General features: G+C 57.3%; 20 protein-coding genes, 1 pseudogene and 1 other annotated feature. Of the genes and pseudogenes, 7 read left to right on the plus strand and 14 right to left on the minus strand.

Annotated elements, in window-relative coordinates:
- Positions 1-397 precede the first annotated feature (397 nt).
- The 4 genes from tisB to emrD all read left to right on the plus strand — a co-directional run bounded on the left by tisB (position 398) and on the right by emrD (position 3,254).
- On the plus strand, positions 398-487 hold the full coding sequence (gene tisB, locus SK51_RS23835; protein WP_022646551.1) for a type I toxin-antitoxin system toxin TisB: 90 nt from the start codon (positions 398-400) through the stop codon (positions 485-487).
- Positions 488-551: 64 nt separating this feature from the next.
- Positions 552-998, plus strand: a complete 447-nt coding sequence (locus SK51_RS03970; protein ID WP_023298965.1) for a GNAT family N-acetyltransferase — start codon at positions 552-554, stop codon at positions 996-998.
- Between the two features lie 62 nt (positions 999-1,060).
- Positions 1,061-1,894, plus strand: a complete 834-nt coding sequence (locus SK51_RS03975) for a DMT family transporter (RefSeq protein WP_048206602.1) — start codon at positions 1,061-1,063, stop codon at positions 1,892-1,894.
- A 175-nt stretch (positions 1,895-2,069) separates the two neighbouring features.
- Entirely contained in the window at positions 2,070-3,254 is a 1,185-nt protein-coding gene (gene emrD, locus SK51_RS03980) for a multidrug efflux MFS transporter EmrD (protein WP_023305143.1), read from the plus strand.
- Here the strand turns inward: emrD and SK51_RS23840 are convergent.
- Positions 3,160-4,245, minus strand: a pseudogene (locus SK51_RS23840) (cellulase family glycosylhydrolase); the annotation flags it as partial. The gene emrD and the pseudogene SK51_RS23840 overlap by 95 nt on opposite strands.
- Before the next feature lie 97 nt (positions 4,246-4,342).
- Between SK51_RS23840 and dsdA the strand changes: the two are divergent.
- Complete coding sequence (gene dsdA, locus SK51_RS03985) at positions 4,343-5,629, plus strand: D-serine ammonia-lyase (protein ID WP_023305141.1); 1,287 nt, start codon at positions 4,343-4,345, stop codon at positions 5,627-5,629.
- A gap of 32 nt (positions 5,630-5,661) precedes the next feature.
- On the opposite strand, the gene SK51_RS03990 is transcribed toward dsdA, so the two are convergent.
- From SK51_RS03990 to SK51_RS04005, 4 genes are all read right to left on the minus strand, one after another.
- Positions 5,662-6,009, minus strand: a complete 348-nt coding sequence (locus SK51_RS03990) for a DUF202 domain-containing protein (RefSeq protein WP_022646545.1) — start codon at positions 6,007-6,009, stop codon at positions 5,662-5,664.
- Entirely contained in the window at positions 5,999-6,346 is a 348-nt protein-coding gene (locus SK51_RS03995; RefSeq protein WP_003861080.1) for a YidH family protein, read from the minus strand. Before SK51_RS03995 ends, SK51_RS03990 begins: the two co-directional genes overlap by 11 nt.
- Positions 6,347-6,438: 92 nt before the next feature.
- Positions 6,439-7,761 carry a 6-phospho-alpha-glucosidase gene (locus tag SK51_RS04000; protein WP_023305140.1) on the minus strand — a complete coding sequence of 441 codons (1,323 nt, stop codon included), beginning with the start codon at positions 7,759-7,761 and terminating at the stop codon, positions 6,439-6,441.
- Positions 7,758-9,380, minus strand: a complete 1,623-nt coding sequence (locus SK51_RS04005; RefSeq protein WP_023305139.1) for an alpha-glucoside-specific PTS transporter subunit IIBC — start codon at positions 9,378-9,380, stop codon at positions 7,758-7,760. The genes SK51_RS04000 and SK51_RS04005 overlap by 4 nt, the downstream gene beginning before the upstream one ends.
- Positions 9,381-9,601: 221 nt before the next feature.
- On the opposite strand from SK51_RS04005, the gene SK51_RS04010 reads away from it, so the two are divergent.
- A complete protein-coding gene (locus SK51_RS04010; protein WP_022646541.1) occupies positions 9,602-10,348 on the plus strand; it encodes a GntR family transcriptional regulator in 747 nt (248 codons plus the stop codon).
- Here SK51_RS04010 and SK51_RS04015 read toward each other — a convergent pair.
- The 3 genes from SK51_RS04015 to ibpA all read right to left on the minus strand — a co-directional run bounded on the left by SK51_RS04015 (position 10,316) and on the right by ibpA (position 13,125).
- Positions 10,316-11,977 (minus strand): putative transporter, encoded by a 1,662-nt coding sequence (locus SK51_RS04015; RefSeq protein WP_023305138.1) that lies wholly within the window; start codon positions 11,975-11,977, stop codon positions 10,316-10,318. The genes SK51_RS04010 and SK51_RS04015 overlap by 33 nt on opposite strands.
- 172 nt (positions 11,978-12,149) lie before the next feature.
- Positions 12,150-12,578, minus strand: coding sequence for a small heat shock chaperone IbpB (gene ibpB / locus SK51_RS04020; protein ID WP_022646539.1), 429 nt, complete (start codon positions 12,576-12,578; stop codon positions 12,150-12,152).
- Between the two features lie 136 nt (positions 12,579-12,714).
- A complete protein-coding gene (gene ibpA, locus SK51_RS04025) occupies positions 12,715-13,125 on the minus strand; it encodes a small heat shock chaperone IbpA (protein WP_003861094.1) in 411 nt (136 codons plus the stop codon).
- Positions 13,119-13,193 (minus strand) — a sequence feature (ROSE (Repression Of Heat Shock gene Expression) occurs in the 5'-region of heat shock genes and acts as an RNA thermometer to modulate expression.). Its footprint overlaps the gene before it by 7 nt.
- 247 nt (positions 13,194-13,440) lie before the next feature.
- Here ibpA and SK51_RS04030 point away from each other — a divergent pair.
- The gene (locus SK51_RS04030) at positions 13,441-13,773 is read left to right on the plus strand and encodes a YceK/YidQ family lipoprotein (RefSeq protein WP_032622035.1); all 333 of its coding nucleotides are present in this window, start codon (positions 13,441-13,443) and stop codon (positions 13,771-13,773) included.
- Here SK51_RS04030 and SK51_RS04035 read toward each other — a convergent pair.
- From SK51_RS04035 to dgoR, 6 genes are all read right to left on the minus strand, one after another.
- Positions 13,770-14,999 (minus strand): YidR family protein, encoded by a 1,230-nt coding sequence (locus SK51_RS04035; RefSeq protein ID WP_023305137.1) that lies wholly within the window; start codon positions 14,997-14,999, stop codon positions 13,770-13,772. The genes SK51_RS04030 and SK51_RS04035 overlap by 4 nt on opposite strands.
- Positions 15,000-15,050: 51 nt before the next feature.
- Complete coding sequence (locus SK51_RS04040; RefSeq protein ID WP_161496779.1) at positions 15,051-16,388, minus strand: MFS transporter; 1,338 nt, start codon at positions 16,386-16,388, stop codon at positions 15,051-15,053.
- A 116-nt stretch (positions 16,389-16,504) separates the two neighbouring features.
- Positions 16,505-17,653, minus strand: a complete 1,149-nt coding sequence (gene dgoD, locus SK51_RS04045) for a galactonate dehydratase (RefSeq protein WP_023305136.1) — start codon at positions 17,651-17,653, stop codon at positions 16,505-16,507.
- A complete protein-coding gene (locus SK51_RS04050; protein ID WP_023305135.1) occupies positions 17,650-18,267 on the minus strand; it encodes a 2-dehydro-3-deoxy-6-phosphogalactonate aldolase in 618 nt (205 codons plus the stop codon). The genes dgoD and SK51_RS04050 overlap by 4 nt, the downstream gene beginning before the upstream one ends.
- Complete coding sequence (locus SK51_RS04055) at positions 18,251-19,129, minus strand: 2-dehydro-3-deoxygalactonokinase (RefSeq protein WP_022646534.1); 879 nt, start codon at positions 19,127-19,129, stop codon at positions 18,251-18,253. The genes SK51_RS04050 and SK51_RS04055 overlap by 17 nt, the downstream gene beginning before the upstream one ends.
- A complete protein-coding gene (dgoR, locus tag SK51_RS04060; RefSeq protein ID WP_003861109.1) occupies positions 19,126-19,815 on the minus strand; it encodes a D-galactonate utilization transcriptional regulator DgoR in 690 nt (229 codons plus the stop codon). Before dgoR ends, SK51_RS04055 begins: the two co-directional genes overlap by 4 nt.
- Positions 19,816-19,849: the final 34 nt, after the last annotated feature.

The raw sequence follows: 19,849 nt of genomic DNA on the forward strand, positions 1-19,849 counted from the left end.
GAAAACAAAAAACCCCGCCTAAGCGAGGTTTTTATCAGGGTTTTGCGGTTGGTCGCCGCAGAACACACTGTGTTACGTCAACGCAAAAAGTATACGCGATCGAAGACGAACGCGCAATTCCGGCACGGATTTTGACGTTTTTGAGTATGGATCGCCTTCCAAAATTTGTCCATAAAATACTGTTCATGCATACAGTATTTATCTATACTGAGGGTGTTCGCAGTGAGCGAGGGGGCCGCAGTTTACCGGCGCAACGAAGTCCTGGCTGAAACGGGTGGTGCCGTCAGTGCCTTAACCCCTGAAGTGAGCACACTGTGTTACGTCAATCCAGGTGCTGGCCACAGGCGGCGGAAAGGTACGCCAGCATCGTGCTCCTTTTAACCAAAAGGAGACGCGTATGAGCGTCGTGGATATGGTCATACTTGTCCTCAAACTCATTGTTGCTGTATTGCAACTGCTTGATGCTGTCCTGAAATACGTTAAGTGATTCAGGTTCAAGTCGCACCTGAGAGGGGCGGGCGACCGCCCCTCTTTAATAACGAGGGAATGCTATGTCGCGTCTGTTAATTGAGCCTGTTACGCCTGATGAACCGGGCTATATCGCCCTGAAGGCCGAGAGTATCGCGTTAAATTTCAATATGCTGCGCAGGCTGGAAGAGAACTGGCAGCGCGGTGAGAATCGCTTTAACGCGCCGGGTGAAAAGCTGCTGGGTGCGTTTCTTAACGGCAGGCTGGTGGGCGTGTGCGGTCTAAATCGCGATCCATTCAGCCAGCAGCCGCGCGCCGGACGTATTCGTCATCTCTACGTCAGCGAAAAGTGCCGTGGGCTGGGGATTGGAAAACAACTTTTGACCGTGGTGATGGCGGATGCCAGCATCTGGTTTGATTTTCTTAATACCCATGCGCCGGAAACCGCGTACGGATTTTATCATCGGGCGGGCTTCAGGTTGGTGTCAGACGAGCCCCGGGTGACGCACCGCCTTTTTTGCGCAGTGTAAGCGGCTGGCAGCCTCGACGGGGGAATGTTACAGTTGGATGACATTTCACCAACCGATCCGCCATGTCCATCACCGTTTTCTGCATTTTACTGTTCGCCGCACTGCTGCATGCCAGCTGGAACGCCATCGTTAAAGCCGGAACGGACAAGCTCTACTCGGCGATCGGGGTCAGCGGTTCAGCCGCGCTTATTGCGCTGATTTTACTCCCCTTCTCGCCCCAGCCGACTGCCGCAAGCTGGCCATATTTGTTCGTCTCCTGTGCGTTACAGGTGGTGTATACGGTACTGGTGGCAAAAACCTATCAGGTCTCCGACATGAGCCAGACCTATCCGCTGATGCGCGGTACCGCCCCGCTGCTGGTGGCGCTGATCAGTGTGCTGGCGCTTGGCGACCACCTCTCCTGGCTTGCCTGGTCCGGTATCGGCGTCATTTGCCTGTCAATTCTGGCCATGGCGATGAATGGCCGCATGCAGTCGCGCAAGGGGATCTGGCTGGCGCTGCTGAACGCCTGTTTTATCGCCGGGTATACGCTGGTGGACGGCACCGGCGTGCGGTTATCAGACTCGGCGCTGGGCTACACGCTCTGGACCTTCTTCATGAACGACTTCTGCCTGCTGAGCTGGGCGATGGTAGCCCGCCGCCGCGAAGCGTCAGCCTATCTGCGCTTGCACTGGAAAAAAGGGCTGCTCGGCGGCGTCGGGACGATGGGATCTTACGGTCTGGCACTCTGGGCGATGACCCAGGCGCCGCTGGCGGTGGTCGCCGCACTACGTGAAACCTCTATTCTCTTCGGCGCATTCATCGCATTTGTGCTTTTAAAAGAGAAGGTTGTGGGCCTGCGCATCGCGGCGGCGCTGGGTATTGCAGCCGGTGCGGTCCTGCTGCGCCTGGCGTAATTCGCTGGCAACATTAGTTGCCGATCTTGTTTACAAATCCTGCCTTCACGCCTTCTGTCATTCATCACAGTAATGCTTAAATTGTCATCTCTCTGTGGTAGATTCCTCGCGCATTTATGGGAATGCGTAGTCACTTATTCTTTATTTATCTCTTTTGGCAAAAGTATTCAGCGACATGAAAAAGCAACGGAACGTGAACTTATTGTTGATGCTGGTGTTACTGGTGGCCGTCGGGCAGATGGCGCAAACCATCTACATTCCGGCGATTGCCGATATGGCAAAAGATCTGAGCGTCCGCGAAGGTGCGGTACAGAGCGTGATGGCAGCCTACCTGCTGACCTATGGCGTTTCACAGCTGGTTTATGGTCCCCTGTCCGATCGCGTCGGGCGTCGTCCGGTCATTCTGGTGGGCATGAGCATTTTCATGGTGGCGACGGTGATTGCCATTACTACGCATAGCCTGACCGTCCTGATTGCCGCCAGCGCCCTCCAGGGCGTGGGCACCGGCGTCGGCGGGGTCATGGCGCGTACCCTGCCGCGTGATATGTACCAGGGCACCCAACTTCGCCACGCCAACAGTCTGTTAAATATGGGCATTCTGGTCAGCCCGCTGCTCGCCCCGCTGATTGGGGGTCTGCTGGACACCGTCTGGTCCTGGCGCGCCTGTTACGCCTTTCTGCTGGTGCTGTGCATTATTGTCACCTTCAGCATGGCGCGCTGGATGCCGGAAACACGTCCGCAGGACGCGCCGCGCACGAAGCTCATCGCCAGCTACAAAACGCTGTTCGGTAATGGGTCGTTTACCTGTTATCTGTTGATGCTAATCGGCGGTCTGGCGGGCATTGCGGTGTTTGAAGCCTGTTCCGGCGTGCTGCTGGGCGCAGGCCTTGGCCTGAGCAGCATGGTGGTGAGCATTTTGTTTATTCTGCCGATCCCGGCGGCGTTCTTCGGCGCATGGTTCGCCGGACGTCCGAACAAACGCTTCTCTACGCTGATGTGGCAGTCGGTGATCAGCTGTCTGCTGGCCGGGCTGATGATGTGGATCCCGGGGCTGTTTGACGTGATGTCGGTCTGGACGTTGCTCATCCCGGCGGCGCTGTTCTTCTTCGGCGCAGGCATGCTGTTCCCGCTCGCCACCAGCGGCGCAATGGAGCCGTTCCCGTTCCTCGCGGGCACCGCTGGTGCCCTGGTCGGCGGTTTACAGAATATCGGTTCCGGCGCGCTGGCCTGGCTTTCGGCTATGATGCCGCAGACCGGGCAGGCGAGTTTGGGCCTGCTGATGACCCTGATGGGGCTGCTGATTTTGCTGTGCTGGCTGCCGCTGGCGTCGCGCGTCCCGCATCACGAACAGCCGGTTTAACCGCATGATGGCCCGGCTTCTCGCCGGGCTTTTCACACACGGGCGCAATCATCGCCTGTAATAACGGCTCTGGCGCAGGCCGCCAGGCGCCCTCTTCCCCGTCGTAAAACTGGAAGTCCGCGTTAAGCGCATACGGGATTTTCGCCTTTTGCAGCTCGCAGGCCATAAAGTTGGCGAAGGCCATTTGCGAAGCGGTTGGCGTGAGGTGGTTTGACTCCCCCACGCCCCAGCCCCCGACCCAGCTAACGTGCCCGGTTTTTTGCTGCCAGTGCAGCGCGGCATTGATTCGGTTACGGATAGCCGCTTTCTCAGCCGCGGTTCCGGACGTCCACGGGTATCTGCCGTTCGTTTTCAGCGGACCCCAGGGGAAAATATGCCATTCCGCCAGCAGGTAATTCTGGCTGTGTGCGGGCAGCTTCAGGCTGGATAAATCCTCCGGCGCGGCGCGCAGACGAGGGGCGATAAAAATCATGCGGCTGGCATCAATGACGTGGATGTCTTTGATCGCTTTCTCATACACCCGGTTGAGCGAAGCAACGTTGTGGTTGAGCTTGTCCGCCGGTTCGTAGATCAGGTCAAACCCTAGCAACGGCGAGCGCTGACCAAAATAGTGCGCCACGGCAATCCACCAGTTGATCACCGCTTTTTCGGTATCCGCTTTCGGATCGTTTTTATATTCATCGGCCTGATAGGCGATGATGGGGATGACGCCGTATTGCTCGCAAGCCTCCACCAGCTTACGCAGGTGAATCAGCCGCGCTTCCGTCGGTTCGCCCGCCACCCGAATACGGATATGATGTATGCCTTTCGCCTGGAAATCACGGACCACCAGCGGGTCGAATTCGCGGATACCGCGCTCGGTGCGGGCCCAGTCGACATCCATTCCGACGCCCAACATCTGCGCGTAACGGGCAGCCGTCAGGGGTGGCTCAGCGGCACAGGCCCAGCCGGAAGCGAGCGCTAACACGGTGACAATTAACGGCTTTAACACGACGCCCCTTGCAAATAATCAAATGCTTTACTCTGTATTTAGCATGCTTTTTCACAATTGGTGTAGAGTCAAAACGAACTAAATTCTGAGACAGATTATGAAAACGACTGACCTGACCGGCCTCATTGACCGGTTTCCGCTGCTGGCGGATTTGATTGCCCTGAAAGAGATCACCTGGCTTAATCCGAACACCACGACGCTGGCGGAAGGGTTGCCATATGTCGGGCTGACCAAAGCCGACGTGGACGACGCGCATGCGCGCCTGAAACGCTTCGCGCCGTATCTGGCGAAAGCCTTCCCGGAAACGGCGGCAACGGGCGGGATTATCGAATCCGAACTGGTCGCGATCCCGGCGATGAAAACGCGTCTGGAACAGGAGTTTGGCACAACGATCCCCGGCACGCTGCTGCTGAAAAAAGACAGCCATCTGCCGATTTCCGGCTCCATTAAAGCGCGCGGCGGTATCTATGAGGTGCTGGCCCATGCGGAAAAACTGGCGCTGGCCTCTGGTTTACTCAAGCTGGATGACGATTACAGTATCCTGCTGGAGCCACGCTTTAAAGCCTTCTTCAGCCAGTACAGCATCGCGGTGGGTTCAACCGGCAACCTGGGGGTGTCCATCGGCATTATGAGCGCGCGCATCGGCTTTAAGGTCACGGTGCATATGTCCGCCGACGCCCGCGAGTGGAAGAAAGCCAAACTGCGCAGCCACGGCGCGATCGTCGTGGAATATGAGCAGGATTATGGCGTGGCCGTGGAGCAAGGGCGCAAAGCGGCGGAAAGCGATCCAAACTGTTTCTTTATTGACGATGAGAACTCACGCACGCTGTTCCTGGGCTATGCAGTTGCAGGTGAGCGCCTGAAAGCGCAGTTTGCCGCGCAGGGGCACATGGTGGACGCTGCACATCCTCTGAACGTTTATCTGCCGTGCGGCGTCGGCGGCGGGCCTGGCGGCGTAGCGTTTGGCCTGAAGCTGGCCTTTGGCGATAACGTCCACTGTTTCTTCGCCGAGCCCACGCACTCCCCGTGCATGCTGCTGGGCGTTTACACCGGGCTGCACGATGAAATCGCGGTGCAGGATCTGGGTATTGATAACGTGACGGCGGCGGACGGTCTGGCGGTAGGTCGCGCGTCTGGCTTCGTGGGCCGCGCGATGGAGCGTCTGCTTGACGGGTTCTATACCCTCTCCGATCAAAGCATGTACGACCTGCTCGGCTGGCTGGCGCAGGAAGAAGGCATTTGTCTGGAGCCGTCGGCGCTGGCGGGGATGGCCGGGCCGGTACGCATAACGGCGAATGCTAACACTACACATCTGGTCTGGGCGACCGGCGGCGGCATGGTGCCGGAAGACGAGATGGCGAAATATTTAGCGAAAGGGAAGTAAATATGCCGGGTGGCGGCTGCGCCTTACCCGGCCTACAGGTGCAAAATTTGTTGAATGTGGGTGACCGCAAACAGCAGTGACAGCGACAGCACGGCCAGGGCGATAAGGAATTTATCCCGCACCGCCTTCGGCTGTACAAAGTCGCTCTGCGCCACGTCCATCAGGTTACGGCTGCGGGTGTAGCGCCATAAAATGATGGCTACCAGCGCCAGCACAACAATGGAGATCCAGAATGGCGCCCCCGTGCGGTGCCAGTTGTGCTTAATGGCAAGCGCGATCAACGCACCATACCCCAGCAGCGTGCGCAGCCAGGCCAGCGAGGTTCGCTCCGGCTGAAGCCCGGGGTCCGCTTCCCGCCGCGCTTTGCGGCTATCCGGCATACAGCACCAGTAACATCACTACGCCCGCAACCATCAGCAAAATCGTACTGATGATGAGCAAACCGCGCGTGTAGGGGAGATCCTGCTTCAGACGCATCGCCTTTTCATTTCTCAGCCAGCGCAGATAGCCATAAATCGCCAGCACGCCGGCAATCAGGCACAGCAGCAGGGCCAGCACTTCGCGAATCAACGGAGTGGCAAAATCGGGGGCGAGCTGATCAAGGCCGACGCCTGCGGCCAGAAAGCCCAGGGCGGTGCGGATCCACGCTAAGAACGTGCGTTCGTTAGCCAGTGAGAAGCGGTAGTCCGGCGCTTCACCGAGGCGGGAAATGTTCATGAAGGTTCCTTGTCGTGCAGCATGCAGGCTTCAGCATAGCGTAATTCAGCCAGGACAAGGAGACCGGCATCTGGCGATGCCGGTCAGAAAGATTAGTGCAGCTCTGGCCAGTAATCCTTATTAGCTTCAATCAGATCGTCCAGAATCGCCTTCGCCACCGATGCGCTCGGTACGGTTTTCGACAGGGTAATCGCCTGCCAGAGTTTCTGATACGAGCGCTGCTCCCAGGCGTCCACCACCAGTTTTTCCACCGCCACCTGTTGGCTCATGAGCCCTTTCTGGAAGTGAGGAATATCACCCACGGTCAGCGGCTCCGGTCCGTTGTGGCCGACCAGACACGGAATTTCTACCATCGCGTCGGCGTCAAAATTATGGATAGCCCCATTGTTAGGCACAATCAGCAACATGCGTTCCTGGGTATTAAAGGCAATCGCGGTCGCCAGATCGACGATGTACGATGCATGTTCGTCGATTTCCAGTTCACCGGCAGAAGAATGACCGGCTTCGATAATCGCCCGGCATGAACTGAATACATGCTTCTCACGGTGATCCATCACTTCATTGGCGCGGGTACGCTCCGGGTTGGAATGGGCGACCACATAGTCCGGGAACAGGTAATACTTCAGGTAGGTGTTCGGCATGGTGTCCGGATCCAGCGCCTGTACGTCTTTGGCCTTGGCGAAGGTATCGTTCCAGCTCGCTTCAGTATGCGCATCTTCCGAAGGTGGAACATAACCGTTTTTCGCCACGTATTCGCGCAGTTTCGGCATCAGATCGTTGCCGTTCAGATCTTCAATCGACGTCCACCAGCCGAAGTGGTTCAGACCGTAGTAGCGCACGCGCATCTCTTTGCGGTCTTTCAGGCCGACGATTTGCGCCATACGGCCTTCAATGCCGATCGGCATGTCGCAGATGTTGAGGATTTTCGCGTTCGGACGCAGGCGGCGCGTGGCTTCCGCGACAATCGCCGCCGGGTTGGAGTAGTTCAGCATCCACGCTTTCGGGGAGTACTGTTCCATATAATCTACCAGCTCAAGCACGCCGCCGATGGAGCGCATGCCGTAGGAGATGCCACCCGGCCCGCACGTTTCCTGGCCCAGCACGCCGTGGCGCAGCGGGATTTTTTCATCTTTTTCACGCATCGGGTATTTGCCCACGCGAATATGCGCCATCACGAAATCCACATCGGTAAAGGCTGCTTTCGGATCGGTGGTGTAACTAAATTCAATCTCAGGCGCCTGCTCCCTGAGGATGATTTTGCACGCCTCCGCGATAACCTCCTGACGTGCTCCGTCATTGTCATAGAACTTCAGCGCACGCAGCGGGAAACGGTCACGGTTGGCTAACAGCATCAGGACGATACCAGGCGTGAATGTACTGCCGCCGCCTGCAATAACAACTGAGAATTTTTTCATGATATAGCCTCTGTCAGAGTGGTTTGTTCGTTTGTTAAAGGGGTTTTCATCAGCGATTCCAGCTGGTCGCGCACCTGAGGAACGTGCAGACCGACAATCACCTGTATGCCGTTGCCGCGCCGCACCACACCGTGTGCGCCCAGGGCTTTGAAGACGTCGTCGCTTTGGGTTTTCGTCATATCCACCAGGGCGATACGCAGGCGGGTGGCGCAGTTGTTGATACTTTCGATATTTGCTGCGCCGCCGAGCGCCTGTAAGAACCCAGCGGCCTGTCCGACCTGCTGGCTGGCTGCTGCCGGGGCGGTGGTTTGCCCGCGCGCCGCCTTATAGTCGGCCTTGCTGTAGAGCTTGATTTCGCTCTCTTCCCGGCCCGGCGTTTTTAGATTCAGACGTTCGATAAGCGTCCTGAAGACCACGAAATAGAGAGCGGTGAAGCAGAGGCCGATGCCAATCTGGGTGAATACCGTCGAGGCGTGGTTATGGAACATCGGGATCCAGTTTTGCGGCAGGAACTGGTCCAGCAGACCGCCCCCCATGTTCCCCACCACCCCGAAGGTATACATCACCGTCGCCATCGTTGCGGCCAACACGGCGTGGATGGCAAACAGCAACGGCGAGATAAACAGGAAGGTGAACTCCAGCGGTTCGGTAATACCCACCAGCACGGCGGTAAGCGTGGCCGGAACCAGCAGCCCCGCAACCTTGACGCGGTTTTCCGGCGACGCGGTATACCAGATAGCCAGCGCAATCCCGACCGAGCCAAACACCTTAGAGTTGCCGTGCAGCGCGAATCCGCCCTCCGGGAACAGCGTTTTCAGCGGCACAGTGCTCTGGCTGAATTCCTGAAGGTGCTGTGCCCAGTAGACCTGAATGCCGCCTTCTACCGCCGCCGGGCCGAAGATAAACGGACCGTAGACAAAGTGGTGTAATCCGGTTGGGATCAGAATGCGTTCCAGGAAGGTATAAACCCATACGCCGAGCGCACCGGCAGAGCGCAGGAACGCCTGCAGGGACTCAATGCCCATCTGCACTTTCGGCCACCCCAGCAGCGTCAGCCAGGCGCAGGGGATCATGACGAAGAACGCGAGGATAACGACAAACGAGGTGCCCTGGAAAATCCCCAGAAAGACCGGCAACGGCTTGTCGAAAAATCGGTTGTGGATGGCGGTGACGAGCCCGGAAATGATAATCGCCCCGATGATGCTGGTATCAAGCGTTTTGATTCCGGCAATCATCGCCAGCCCGCTGCCAGCAGTGGGTTCAACAGAGAAGTCGACGCCAAAGAAGTGACCCCAGGTCATCCCCATCGCGTTGATAAAGTAGTTCCAGGTCAGAAAGCTAATCAGCACCGCCAGACAGGCGCGGCCCTGCGCCTGCTTTGCCAGGCCAATCGGTAAGCCGACAGCAAAAATCAGCGGCATATTGCGGAACACCGCCCAGCCGCCCTCTTCGATGATGTGAACAATCTGCGCGAACAGATGATCGGGGGCCGTTAAAGCTTCGCCGACAAACAGCGGGTTGCGAAGCATGATGGCGATCCCGACCACGATCCCGGCAAAGGGAAACAGTAAAACCGGGGTGAACATGGCGCCGCCAAAACGTTGTATTTGACTGAGCATTTTTAAATCCTCATGAAACAACCTGTAGGGGTAGAGGCCTTTATGATTTTTTACTGGCCTGAGGTGAGCATAAGAAGTTACTGATGCGGGAACATGGCGTGCCGCTGCGATTCGTGATCGCATTCATGGTTTTAATTTGACCAATCAGGTCTACTTTTGATAGCAAATATGGACAAGTTAAGACGTAATCCACGCCATAACGGGCGAGCAGAGGTCTACAGGTGATCTACAAATCTATTGCCGACAGATTGCGGCTACGGCTCAATTCGTCGGACTACAACATTGGCAGCCCGTTACCCGGCGAAAAAGCGCTGGCAAAGGAGTTTGGCGTAGCCCGGATGACCATCCGCAAGGCGCTGGATCTGCTGGTAAGCTGGGGGCTGGTTGAACGTCGACACGGCAGCGGGACGTTCGTGGCGCGCAAAGACGTTCATCATGAAACGACTAACCTGACCGGGCTGGTGGAGGTACTGCGCCAGCAGGGGAAAGAAGTGCAGAGCAAGGTGTTGCAGTTTGAAGTGATGCCCGCGCCGCCCGCCATCGCCAGCCAGCTGCGGATTCAGGTTGATGAGCGGATCTATTTTTCAAGGCGGGTGCGTTACGTGGACGGAAAACCGCTGATGCTGGAGGACAGCTTTATGCCGGTGAAGCTGTTCCGCAATCTTTCCCTGGCGCATCTCGAAGGGTCTAAGTTTGATTACATCGAGAAGGAGTGCGGGATCACCATTAGCGGCAACTACGAGAGCCTGACGCCAGTGCTGGCAGATAAACAGCTGGCCGGTTATATGAATCTGCCGGAACAGACGCCGCTGCTGCGCATCACCTCTCTTTCCTACAGCGACAGCGGCGAGTTCCTCAACTATTCCGTGATGTTCCGGAACACCAGCGATTACCAGGTGGACTACCATCTGCGGCGTATCCACCCGGAAGACTTATTAGCCCATCCCCCAGAACAGCACCGCCAGTAGTTGCGGGGTGATAATGCGCAAAAACATCACCAGCGGATAGACCGTGGCGTAGGACAACGCCGCCGCGCCGCTGGTGGCGTGCAGGTTATTGGCGAACGCCAGCGCGGGCGGATCGGTCATGGAACCGGCCAGCATGCCGCACAGCGTGAGATAGTTCATTTTAGCGAACATACGCGCCAGTAATCCGACCGTTATCAGCGGGATGGCGGTAATGAATACGCCGTAGCCTACCCAGCTCATCCCTTCGCCGTTCACCAGAGTATCGACAAAATCGCCGCCGGATTTCAGCCCCACCACCGCCAGAAACAGCACGATGCCCAACTCCCGCAGCGCCAGGTTAGCGCTCGGCGGCATAAACCAGTAGAGCTTACCGATGGAGCCGATACGCCCGAGGATCAGCGCCATAATGAGCGGCCCGCCTGCCAGCCCCAGCTTCAGTGCTACCGGGAAGCCGGGCACGTACAGGGGGATGGAGCCAAGCATGACGCCAAGCCCGACGCCGATAAAGACCGGCAGCATCTGCACCTGCTGGAGTTTTTGCTGGGCGTTGCCCACCATGTTCGCTACGGCATCAATAGATGAAGGACGCCCGACGAGGTTGAGAATATCACCGAATTGCAGGCTGGCATCCTGGCTGGCCACCAGCTCGACACCGGCGCGGTTAAGCCGGGAGATCACCACGTCATAACGCTCTTTTACCTGCAAATCGCGTATTTTCTTGCCCAGAACCTTCTCATTGGTCACTACCACGCGCTCCACGCGCATGTCCGTTCCACGGGTTGAGAGCGAGGTATCCACCTCCTGACCAATCACCAGCCGGGCATTGTTTAAATCCGCCGGTTGCCCTACCAGATGCAGGAGATCGCCGTGCTGAATGAGGGTGTCAGGTGAAGGCACCATCAGCGTGTCGTCACGTTTCAGGCGTGAACAGATAATGGTCGCGCTGTTCAGAATGGGAACATCCTGTATCGCCATATTATTCAGGTTAGGGTTTTCGACGCGAATGTTGATGGTTTTAATGAGCGCATGGCCGTTGGTCAGCGTGCTTTCATGCTCTTTCGCCTCCTGCTCGACGTTAATGCGGAACAGCACGCGCACCAGCCACATGGAGAGCAAAATACCGCAAATGCCAAACGGATAGGCCATGGCGTAGCTCATCCCCATCTGATCGACGACATCAGCAGGGATACCCAGATCGCGCAGAATTTGCTGGCCCGCCCCGAGCGCGGGCGTATTGGTTACGGCGCCGGAGAAGATGCCCAGCACGACGGGCAGCGGAATAGCGAAGAGTTTGTGCAGAATGGCGGTGACCAGCCCACCCATCACGACGATGCCGAAGGCAAAGAGATTAAGGCGTAAACCGGAGACGCGCAGGGAAGCGAAGAAGCCCGGCCCCACCTGAATACCGATGGTATACACAAAGAGGATCAGGCCGAACTCCTGGATGAAATGCAGCATATCGGCGCTGAGCACCCACCCAAGCTGGTCGGCAAAATGGCCGACAAAAATCCCGCCGAAAAGCACTCCGCCAATCCCAAACCCGACGCCGCGGATTTTGATATTCCCCAGCCATAGCCCCACTACCGCGACAAGGGCCAACACGCTGACGGTTAACGCGATATCACTCATGTTCCACATCCTGTGTATAACCTTAGTTATAACAGGGATTCTCTCAGAGCTGGCGGCGGTTGTATGGGCGATGGCGCACAAAAAAGCCCTGCCGGGGCAGGGCCTTGTGCGGTCTGTGAGCGTTGTCGGGTGGCGGCTGCGCCTAACCCGACCTACAGTTTCGGCGGGTTTGTTAACTGTTTAACGCCGGCCTGTCGCTAATGGCGATGCGCTGCGGCGCGATAGCTTCCGGCACGTTACGGGTGAGGTCAATATTCAGCAGCCCGTTAGTGAACGTCGCGCCAGAAACTTCCATATGGTCTGCCAGGGTAAAGCTCAGGCTAAACGGCTGAGTGACAAGCCCCTGATGCAACCATTTGGTCTCGGTGTCAGGTTTTTCCGGTGACCCTTTAACGGTCAGGCGCGTACCCTCAAGCTGGATGTCGAGATCTTCCTGACGGAACCCGGCCAGCGCAAGCGTGATGCGGTAGTGGTTATCATCGCTTTTTTCGATGTTGTACGGCGGAAACGTCTGCTGTTCGGTTGCGCTTTGCAGCGCGTTAGCCAGTTTGTCAAAACCGATCCACTGACGCAGCAGGGGGGAAAAATCATAGTTACGCATACTAAATCTCCTTCTGAGAAGCGAGTTCGGCACAGTTTATTTTTGTGCGCAGTTGTACCTGCAAACCCTTACGGATTCGCATATGCTCCCTTTACGGCAAGCAATTTCAGGTGGGCCGCAGCCGCGACCCGCTTAATTAATTGATTTCGATACGACGCGGTTTTTTCTCTTCCGGAATCACACGTTCCAGCTCGATAAACAGCAGGCCGTTCACCAGGTTCGCGCCCTTGACGTGGATGTTCTCAGCCAGCTGGAACTTGCGTTCAAAGTTGCGCTCTGCGATGCCCTGGTAGAGGTAGGTTCGTTCTTTCTGCTCGCCCGCATGGGAGCCTTTCACCACCAGCAGATTGTCCTGCGCGGTGATCTCCAGTTCGCTCTCTGCGAAACCGGCGACAGCAATCGCAATGCGATAGTGGTTTTCGTCAACCAATTCAACGTTGTAAGGAGGATAGCCGTTGCTCTGGCTCTGGTTGTTTTCTAAGTGGTTGAACAGACGATCAAAACCAATGGCAGAACGGTATAGCGGAGAGAGATCGAAATTACGCATAGATAAAAACTCCTGGAATCAGCGAGAAAATGTAGCCTTCCACCATGGACAGGCTTCTGCTTCCCCGAACACCCATCAGGCGTGTCCGTTATCGGGTTACATTCTTAAAATGGGTCTGGATACGGCCTTTTCAAGCCTGTTGATGTGAGATTTTTTTGCACTTTGCTGGTTGTCGCATAGACTCAGGGGCACAGCACAAAGGGTTAAATTGCGATGGCGACCACAGTGCGGGAGTTTTGAGCTATCCATTTTGGACGCGCCTCGCTATAACCCTGAGTTGCAGGTCAATGCCGTGCTACTAATGATGACTGAGTGATGATGAGAAATGTTCTGATTAAGCTGGCGACGTTCAGCGGGGTTGTTTTACTTTGCGGGTGTTCGAGCGTGATGTCGCACACCGGCGGTAAAGAAGGAACATATCCGGGGACGCGCGCCAGTGCCGCCATGATCTCTGATGATGAGACAAACTGGGGTACCAAATCCCTGGCGATTCTTGATATGCCGTTTACGGCGGTTGCCGATACGCTTCTGCTGCCGTGGGATATGTTCCGCACCGACAGCTCAGTGCGTTCGCGCGTTGAGAAAAGCGAGCAGGAGACGCTGGCGACTAACTCCGTCATCCCACCCGCAGAGATGACCCCGCGCTAATTCTGTGCGGTTTCCGTTAGCCACAGCTGGCGGAAACCGTCCTTCTCTTCCATCCACGCAACAAAAAGTCCGTCCGGGGAAAACACCACAGCGTCAGCAGACGGCGGATTGCCGTGATCGGATGTCAAAAACGTCACCTCTCCGGTCTGCGCATCGCAGCAGGCAATGCGGCCTGCAAGCACAAACCCCAGCCCGTTGCCGGAAGGATGCCAGTTAAAGGCCGACTGAATATCGCTCTCAGCGTGGGTCAACTGACGCGGCTCACCGCCTTCAGGGGAGATAAGCCACAGCTGCACAATGCCGTTATCGTCCCGCATTAAAAACGCAATCTGCGTCCCCTGTGGATTGCTGCGCACCCAGTGGCGCGGCACGTTCACCAGCCCCGGATACGCCTTCTGATGGGTGAAGGTAAGGCGGCGTTGCATGACGCCCGCAGGCGGCGCGGGCATTGTATCCGGCGTCCCCTGCAACGGCGCATCGCCCGCCCGTTTCCAGCCCTGCTCGTCCTTGGGAAGGTCCACAATAAACAGTTCGGGCACTTTCTCGCCTTTCGCAGACACCGTATCGCCGATAAACGCCAGCCTGTCGTTGTCCACCCAGCCCTCTTCATAGGCGCGGTTGATCTCATCGCTGCCCGGTTGCGGGTTCGGCGTTGTCCGGCTTACCAGCACGCTCCAGAAGGTGCCAGCATATTCCCGCGGATGGTTCCCCTGTGGGTTTACCGGACCAAAAGGCGCCGCCACCCCGACGTTACGCAAATCCAGCTGCGGATCGCGCGCGTGCAGTACATGGTCGTTGTAGGTAAAGCTGACGAACTGCCCGTTCGGGCTAAAAACGTGAACGTGGCTGCCGCCACGCAGCGCCCCCGCCGTGTAAGGCGCGGTGATATCCATCGCATCAAGATTGCTCACCTGGCCGTTGTGCGCAATCACTCCCTGACGATGGTGAAAATCATACTGCCAGTCTGCATCCGGGTTTTTCGGGCCGTGGATAAAAACATATTTCTCCCCGGCAGGATGAACGGTCACCACGCCGACATGCGCGCCGTCAGTCGCACGGTAGATCACCTCAACCTCGCCCGTACCGACGTTGACCCGCTCAATGGTTTTACCGGTAAACGACGCGCCGGACGGGCGGACATCATAGACAAGCCACTGGCTGTCTGGCGTCCAGATGTTGATGTTGGTGAGCTGGTGGTTGCGGGAAGCGAAGGTGATTTGTTTCATGAAAATACCCTGATGCGCGGTTATTGCATCAGGGTAAAACATCCGAAGGGATTAGCCTACTCGTTTCACGTCACCTACCAGCAGGATGTAGGAGAGCGCGCCGATCAGCGCCACGGCAGAGATATACACCAGCGCCGGACCAAAGCCGTAGTCCTGCGCCAGGTAACCGATGACCAGCGGCACGGTGATCCCGCCCAGGCCGCCAACGAAGTTGAATACGCCACCAGTCAGGCCAATCAGCCGCATGGGTGCCAGGGACGACACCAGCGACCAGGTGATGGAGGCAAAACCGTTCCCGAAGAACGCTACCGCCATCAGGGTCATGATCCACACTGGATCGTTGGTGTAGTTCGCTCCCATGATGCAGGTAGAGATCAGCAGTCCGCAGATAATCGGCGTTTTACGCGCAACGCCCAGTGAGAAGCCTTTTTTCACCAGCTTATCCGCCAGCCAGCCCGAGAGCAGGACGCCGAAAAACGCCGCAAGGAAGGGTACGGTGGTCATAAAGCCCGCCTTCAGCGCGGTTATCCCTTTTTCCTGGGTCAGATAGTTCGGGAACCAGGTGAGGAAGAACCACAGCGTGGAGGTCACCGCGAACTGGCCCAGATATACGCCCACCAGCTTACGGTGGAAGACCAGCTTCCAGTCCGCTCTGGTCAGCGGCTGGCGCGCCTCTTTTTTCACTGGCGCATCGCCGTCCACCAGACCGCCGCCGTCGCGGATGTAGTCCAGTTCGGCTTTGGTGATGCTTTTGGTCAGACGCGGCGGCTGATAGACCTTAAACCAGATTAACGACCAGATAATGCCGATCCCGCCGGTGACGATGAACACCCAGTGCCAGCTCAGCAGCTCCTGGATCCAGATTAACAGCGGCGTCAGAAACGCCAGACCAACAAACTGCCCGGAGGTGTAAAAACCAACAGCGGAAGCACGTTCGTGTTCAGGGAACCAGCTGGTCACCATGCGGTTGTTGGTCGGGAACGCGGGCGCTTCAAACACCCCGGTGATGGCGCGCAGGCCTATCAGCGACATCAGCCCGGTGGCGAAGCCCTGGAACAGGGTCGCCACGGACCAGCCCAAAATAGCGATAAAGTAGGTCAGACGTGACCCCACGCGGTCAAGGAACCAGCCGCCGGGGATCTGGCAGAGCGTATACAGCCAGGCAAACGCCGAGAAGACGTAGCCCATTTCCGCTTTGGTGATGCCAAACTCTTCCTGAATATGGGCCGAGGCCACGGCGAGGTTGGCGCGGTCTACATAGCAAATGACCACGGTAATAAAGATCATGATCAGCGTCAGGTAACGACGACGCCCGGTTTTTGCAGCAGTAACTGGAATATCCATCGCAATCTGTCTCCAGATTTTGGGCATAGCGAAGCCGCTCACCATGCCCTGTAATTTACAGAGGGTTATATTTTTTCTATGTACGTTTTTTTGCCCGGTGGCGCTTCGCTTACCGGGCCTACGAGAGAGTAGGCCGGATAAGCGTAGCGCCATCCGGCGATTTACCACTCGGCTACGGAACCGTCTTCATGACGCCACAGTGGGTTACGCCAGTCCGGCGCACTTTTACTCAGCTCAATGACTTTGGCTTCGTCGATCTCCACGCCAAGGCCCGGCTTCGTTAACGGTTTAAAGAAACCACCTTCCATGCTGAAGTCTTCTTTGTTTTTCACAAAGTCGAGCAGCTCCGCGCCCTTGTTATAGTGAATGCCCATGCTTTGTTCCTGGAACACTGCATTACGGGAGACGAAGTCCACATGCAGACAGGCTGCCAGCGCAATCGGCCCAAGCGGACAGTGCGGTGCCAGCGCCACATCGTAGGCTTCTGCCATGCCGGCAATTTTGTAGCATTCGGTGATGCCACCCGCGTGGGAGAGGTCCGGTTGCAGGATCGCAATGCCGCCCGCTTCCAGCACGCGCTTAAACTCGAAGCGCGAGAACATACGCTCCCCCGCCGCGATGGGAATGTGCGTCTGTTCAGCCAGTTTTGGATAGTATTCCGCCTGCTCGGCCAGAACAGGCTCTTCAATAAACAGCGGGCGATACAGCTCCAGCTCTTTAATCAGCACTTTGGCCATTGGCGCGCTGACGCGGCCGTGGAAATCCAGGCCAAACTCAATCTCGTTGCCGAAAGCCTCGCGGATTTGCGCCACGGTGTTCACCGCCCGGTCTACCGCGCGCGAGTTGTCGATAACGCCCATCTCTTCGCAGCCGTTGAGTTTGAAGGTGTCAAAACCGATGTTGCGCAGCTGCCGGATACCGTCGATCACTTCCGCAGGGCGGTCACCGCCCACCCAGCTGTAGGCTTTGATTTTGTCTCGCACCAGGCCGCCCATTAATTGCCAGACCGGGGCATTCAGCACTTTGCCTTTGATATCCCACAGCGCCTGATCGATACCGGCGATGGCGCTCATCAGGATCGGACCGCCACGGTAAAATCCCGCCCGGTACATGACCTGCCACAGGTCGTTGATGCGCGCCGGATCCTGGCCAATCAGGTATTCACCCAGCTCGTGAACCGCGGCTTCAACCGTACGCGCACGGCCTTCAATCACCGGCTCGCCCCAGCCAACCACGCCTTCGTCGGTTTCGATTTTCAGGAACATCCAACGCGGGGGTAAACGGTACGTGGTAAGTTTGGTTATTTTCATTGCACTGCCTCTCGATACGCTTTCACAAATGCTGCCGCCTGCTGTGCGGTACGCTCAACGGGCTGTCCGGCACGATAGAGATCGCTGCCCAGCCCCGCGCCCGCACAACCTGCTTTTATCCACTGCACCAGGTTTTCCGGCGTGACGCCGCCCACGGCAAAGACCGGCACGCTGGCGGGTAAGACCGCTTTCAGCGCTTTGATGTAATCCGGACCAAAGGCCGACGACGGGAAAATTTTGAGAGACTGTGCGCCCGCATCGAGGGCGGAAAAGGCTTCTGTGGCCGTGGCGCAGCCCGGACATACGGTCATGCCGTAATCCACCGCCCGGCGGATCACCTCGGGGTTGATATTCGGTGTGACGATAAGCTTGCAGCCCATCTTCGCCAGCTCATCCACCTGCTCCGGCTGTAATACGGTACCAGCGCCAATCAGCGCCTTATCACCGAACGCCTTAACAACTGCCGGAATGCTTTTTTCCCATTCCGGGGAGTTGAGCGGGATTTCCACCGCGTCGAACCCGGCGTCGATCACCGCGCCAACGTGCGCTAAGGCCTCACCGGGCGTGATACCGCGCAAAATCGCGATCAGGGGAAGTTCAGTTTGCCACTGCATGAGCGATGCTCCTTATGCCTGCCTGAAATGCCGTGTCGCCTTCCACCGCAGCAACATCCCGTCCGATAGCGTGGAACGCCTGGCGGTAACGAGACGTCAGCGATGAACCCGCGACGAGCGTGATGGCCTGCTGCCCGGCGAATGCGTCGCTCAGGGTGGCGACTTCGGCGCCAATCAGCAGGCCGGACAGAAATTCGCTGACCTGCTCGCGCGGAAGATTTCCCAGCACGTGCGAGGCGCGAACCTCAAAAAGTTGCGGCAAAACGGCAGGGGATGCGATCCCGCGCTCAAGCCCGGCGGCAAACGCTTCCGGCGAAGGGGTTTGCTCCGGCAAACCGGCCCCCACCAGCGAATGCTTAAGCAGCAAGTGGTGCAGTTCGCCGGTCATCACCGTGCGGAAATCATGAATTTGCTCAGCATCCGCCTGGACCCATTTGCAGTGCGTCCCGGGCATGACGTAGACAGAAGAAGGAGAAAGGGTGCGCGCCCCGAGCAGCTGCGTCTCTTCGCCGCGCATCACGTTATGGTTATCGTCGCGAGAGACGCATAAACCGGGAATAATCCAGACATTGTCGCCAACGGACGTTAACTGCTCGCCAACGGCGGTGAAATGCACCGGAACCGACAGGTAAGGCGCAACCTTCCAGCCCACGTTACTGCCGACCATTCCGGCCATCACCACTGGCGTAGTACCGTCGCGCCAGTTTTGTGTCACCTCTGCTAACACCGCTTCGGGGGATTTACCGTTCAGGCGCGTCACACCTGCTTCTGATTGCCTGCTTTCCAGACACTGCTCCCCCTGGTAGAGCCAGGCGCGCAGATTGGTCGATCCCCAGTCAATTGCGATGTAGCGTGATGTCATGTGATTTCCTTCAACCTTCGTGTCGAGCTGGCGATCATGGTCAGCGCCGCCTGCTCTGCCGCATCGCCGTCCTGATGCCGTATCGCATCGAACAGCGCTTTATGTTCCTGAAGCGTTTTCGGCATGTTGGCCTCATCGCCCATCCAGGTACGTTCAAAAACTGCTCGCTGTAGCGAGCTGATCGCCACGCTAAGCTGCTGTAACACCGGGTTATGCACCGACTGCAGTACCGCCTCGTGGTAGCGAATGTCCGCCTCGTTGAACGCCTCCCGATTCTGGTTATTGGCGATCATGTCGTTTAACGCCGACTCAATCTGTGCCAGGTCACCTGACGTTGCGCGCTCTGCCGCCCAGCGGGCGATGGCCGGTTCCACCAGATTTCGGACTTCGCTCATCGCGCCGATAAGCCGTGGGTCGTAGTCGTTTTCCAGTACCCATTGCAGAACATCGGTATCGAGGTAGTTCCACTGGTTACGCGGCGCAACAAACGCGCCGCGATAGCGCTTCATTTCAATCAGCCGCTTCGCCATAAGCGAGCGGAACACTTCCCGGATGATATTGCGCGAGGTTTCAAACTCCTCGCACAGTTCCGCCTCTGCTGGCAGCGGCGAACCGGGAACGTATTTGCCACCCACAATCTGAGTGCCCAGCGTGATGACAATGCGATCGGTTTTATTGAGTGTCATGGAGAGTCCTTGTGCTCTGTAAGTCCATCACTAC

It is taken from the genome of Enterobacter sp. MGH85 (genome assembly GCF_001037655.1).
Taxonomy (GTDB): Bacteria; Pseudomonadota; Gammaproteobacteria; order Enterobacterales; family Enterobacteriaceae; genus Enterobacter; species Enterobacter intestinihominis.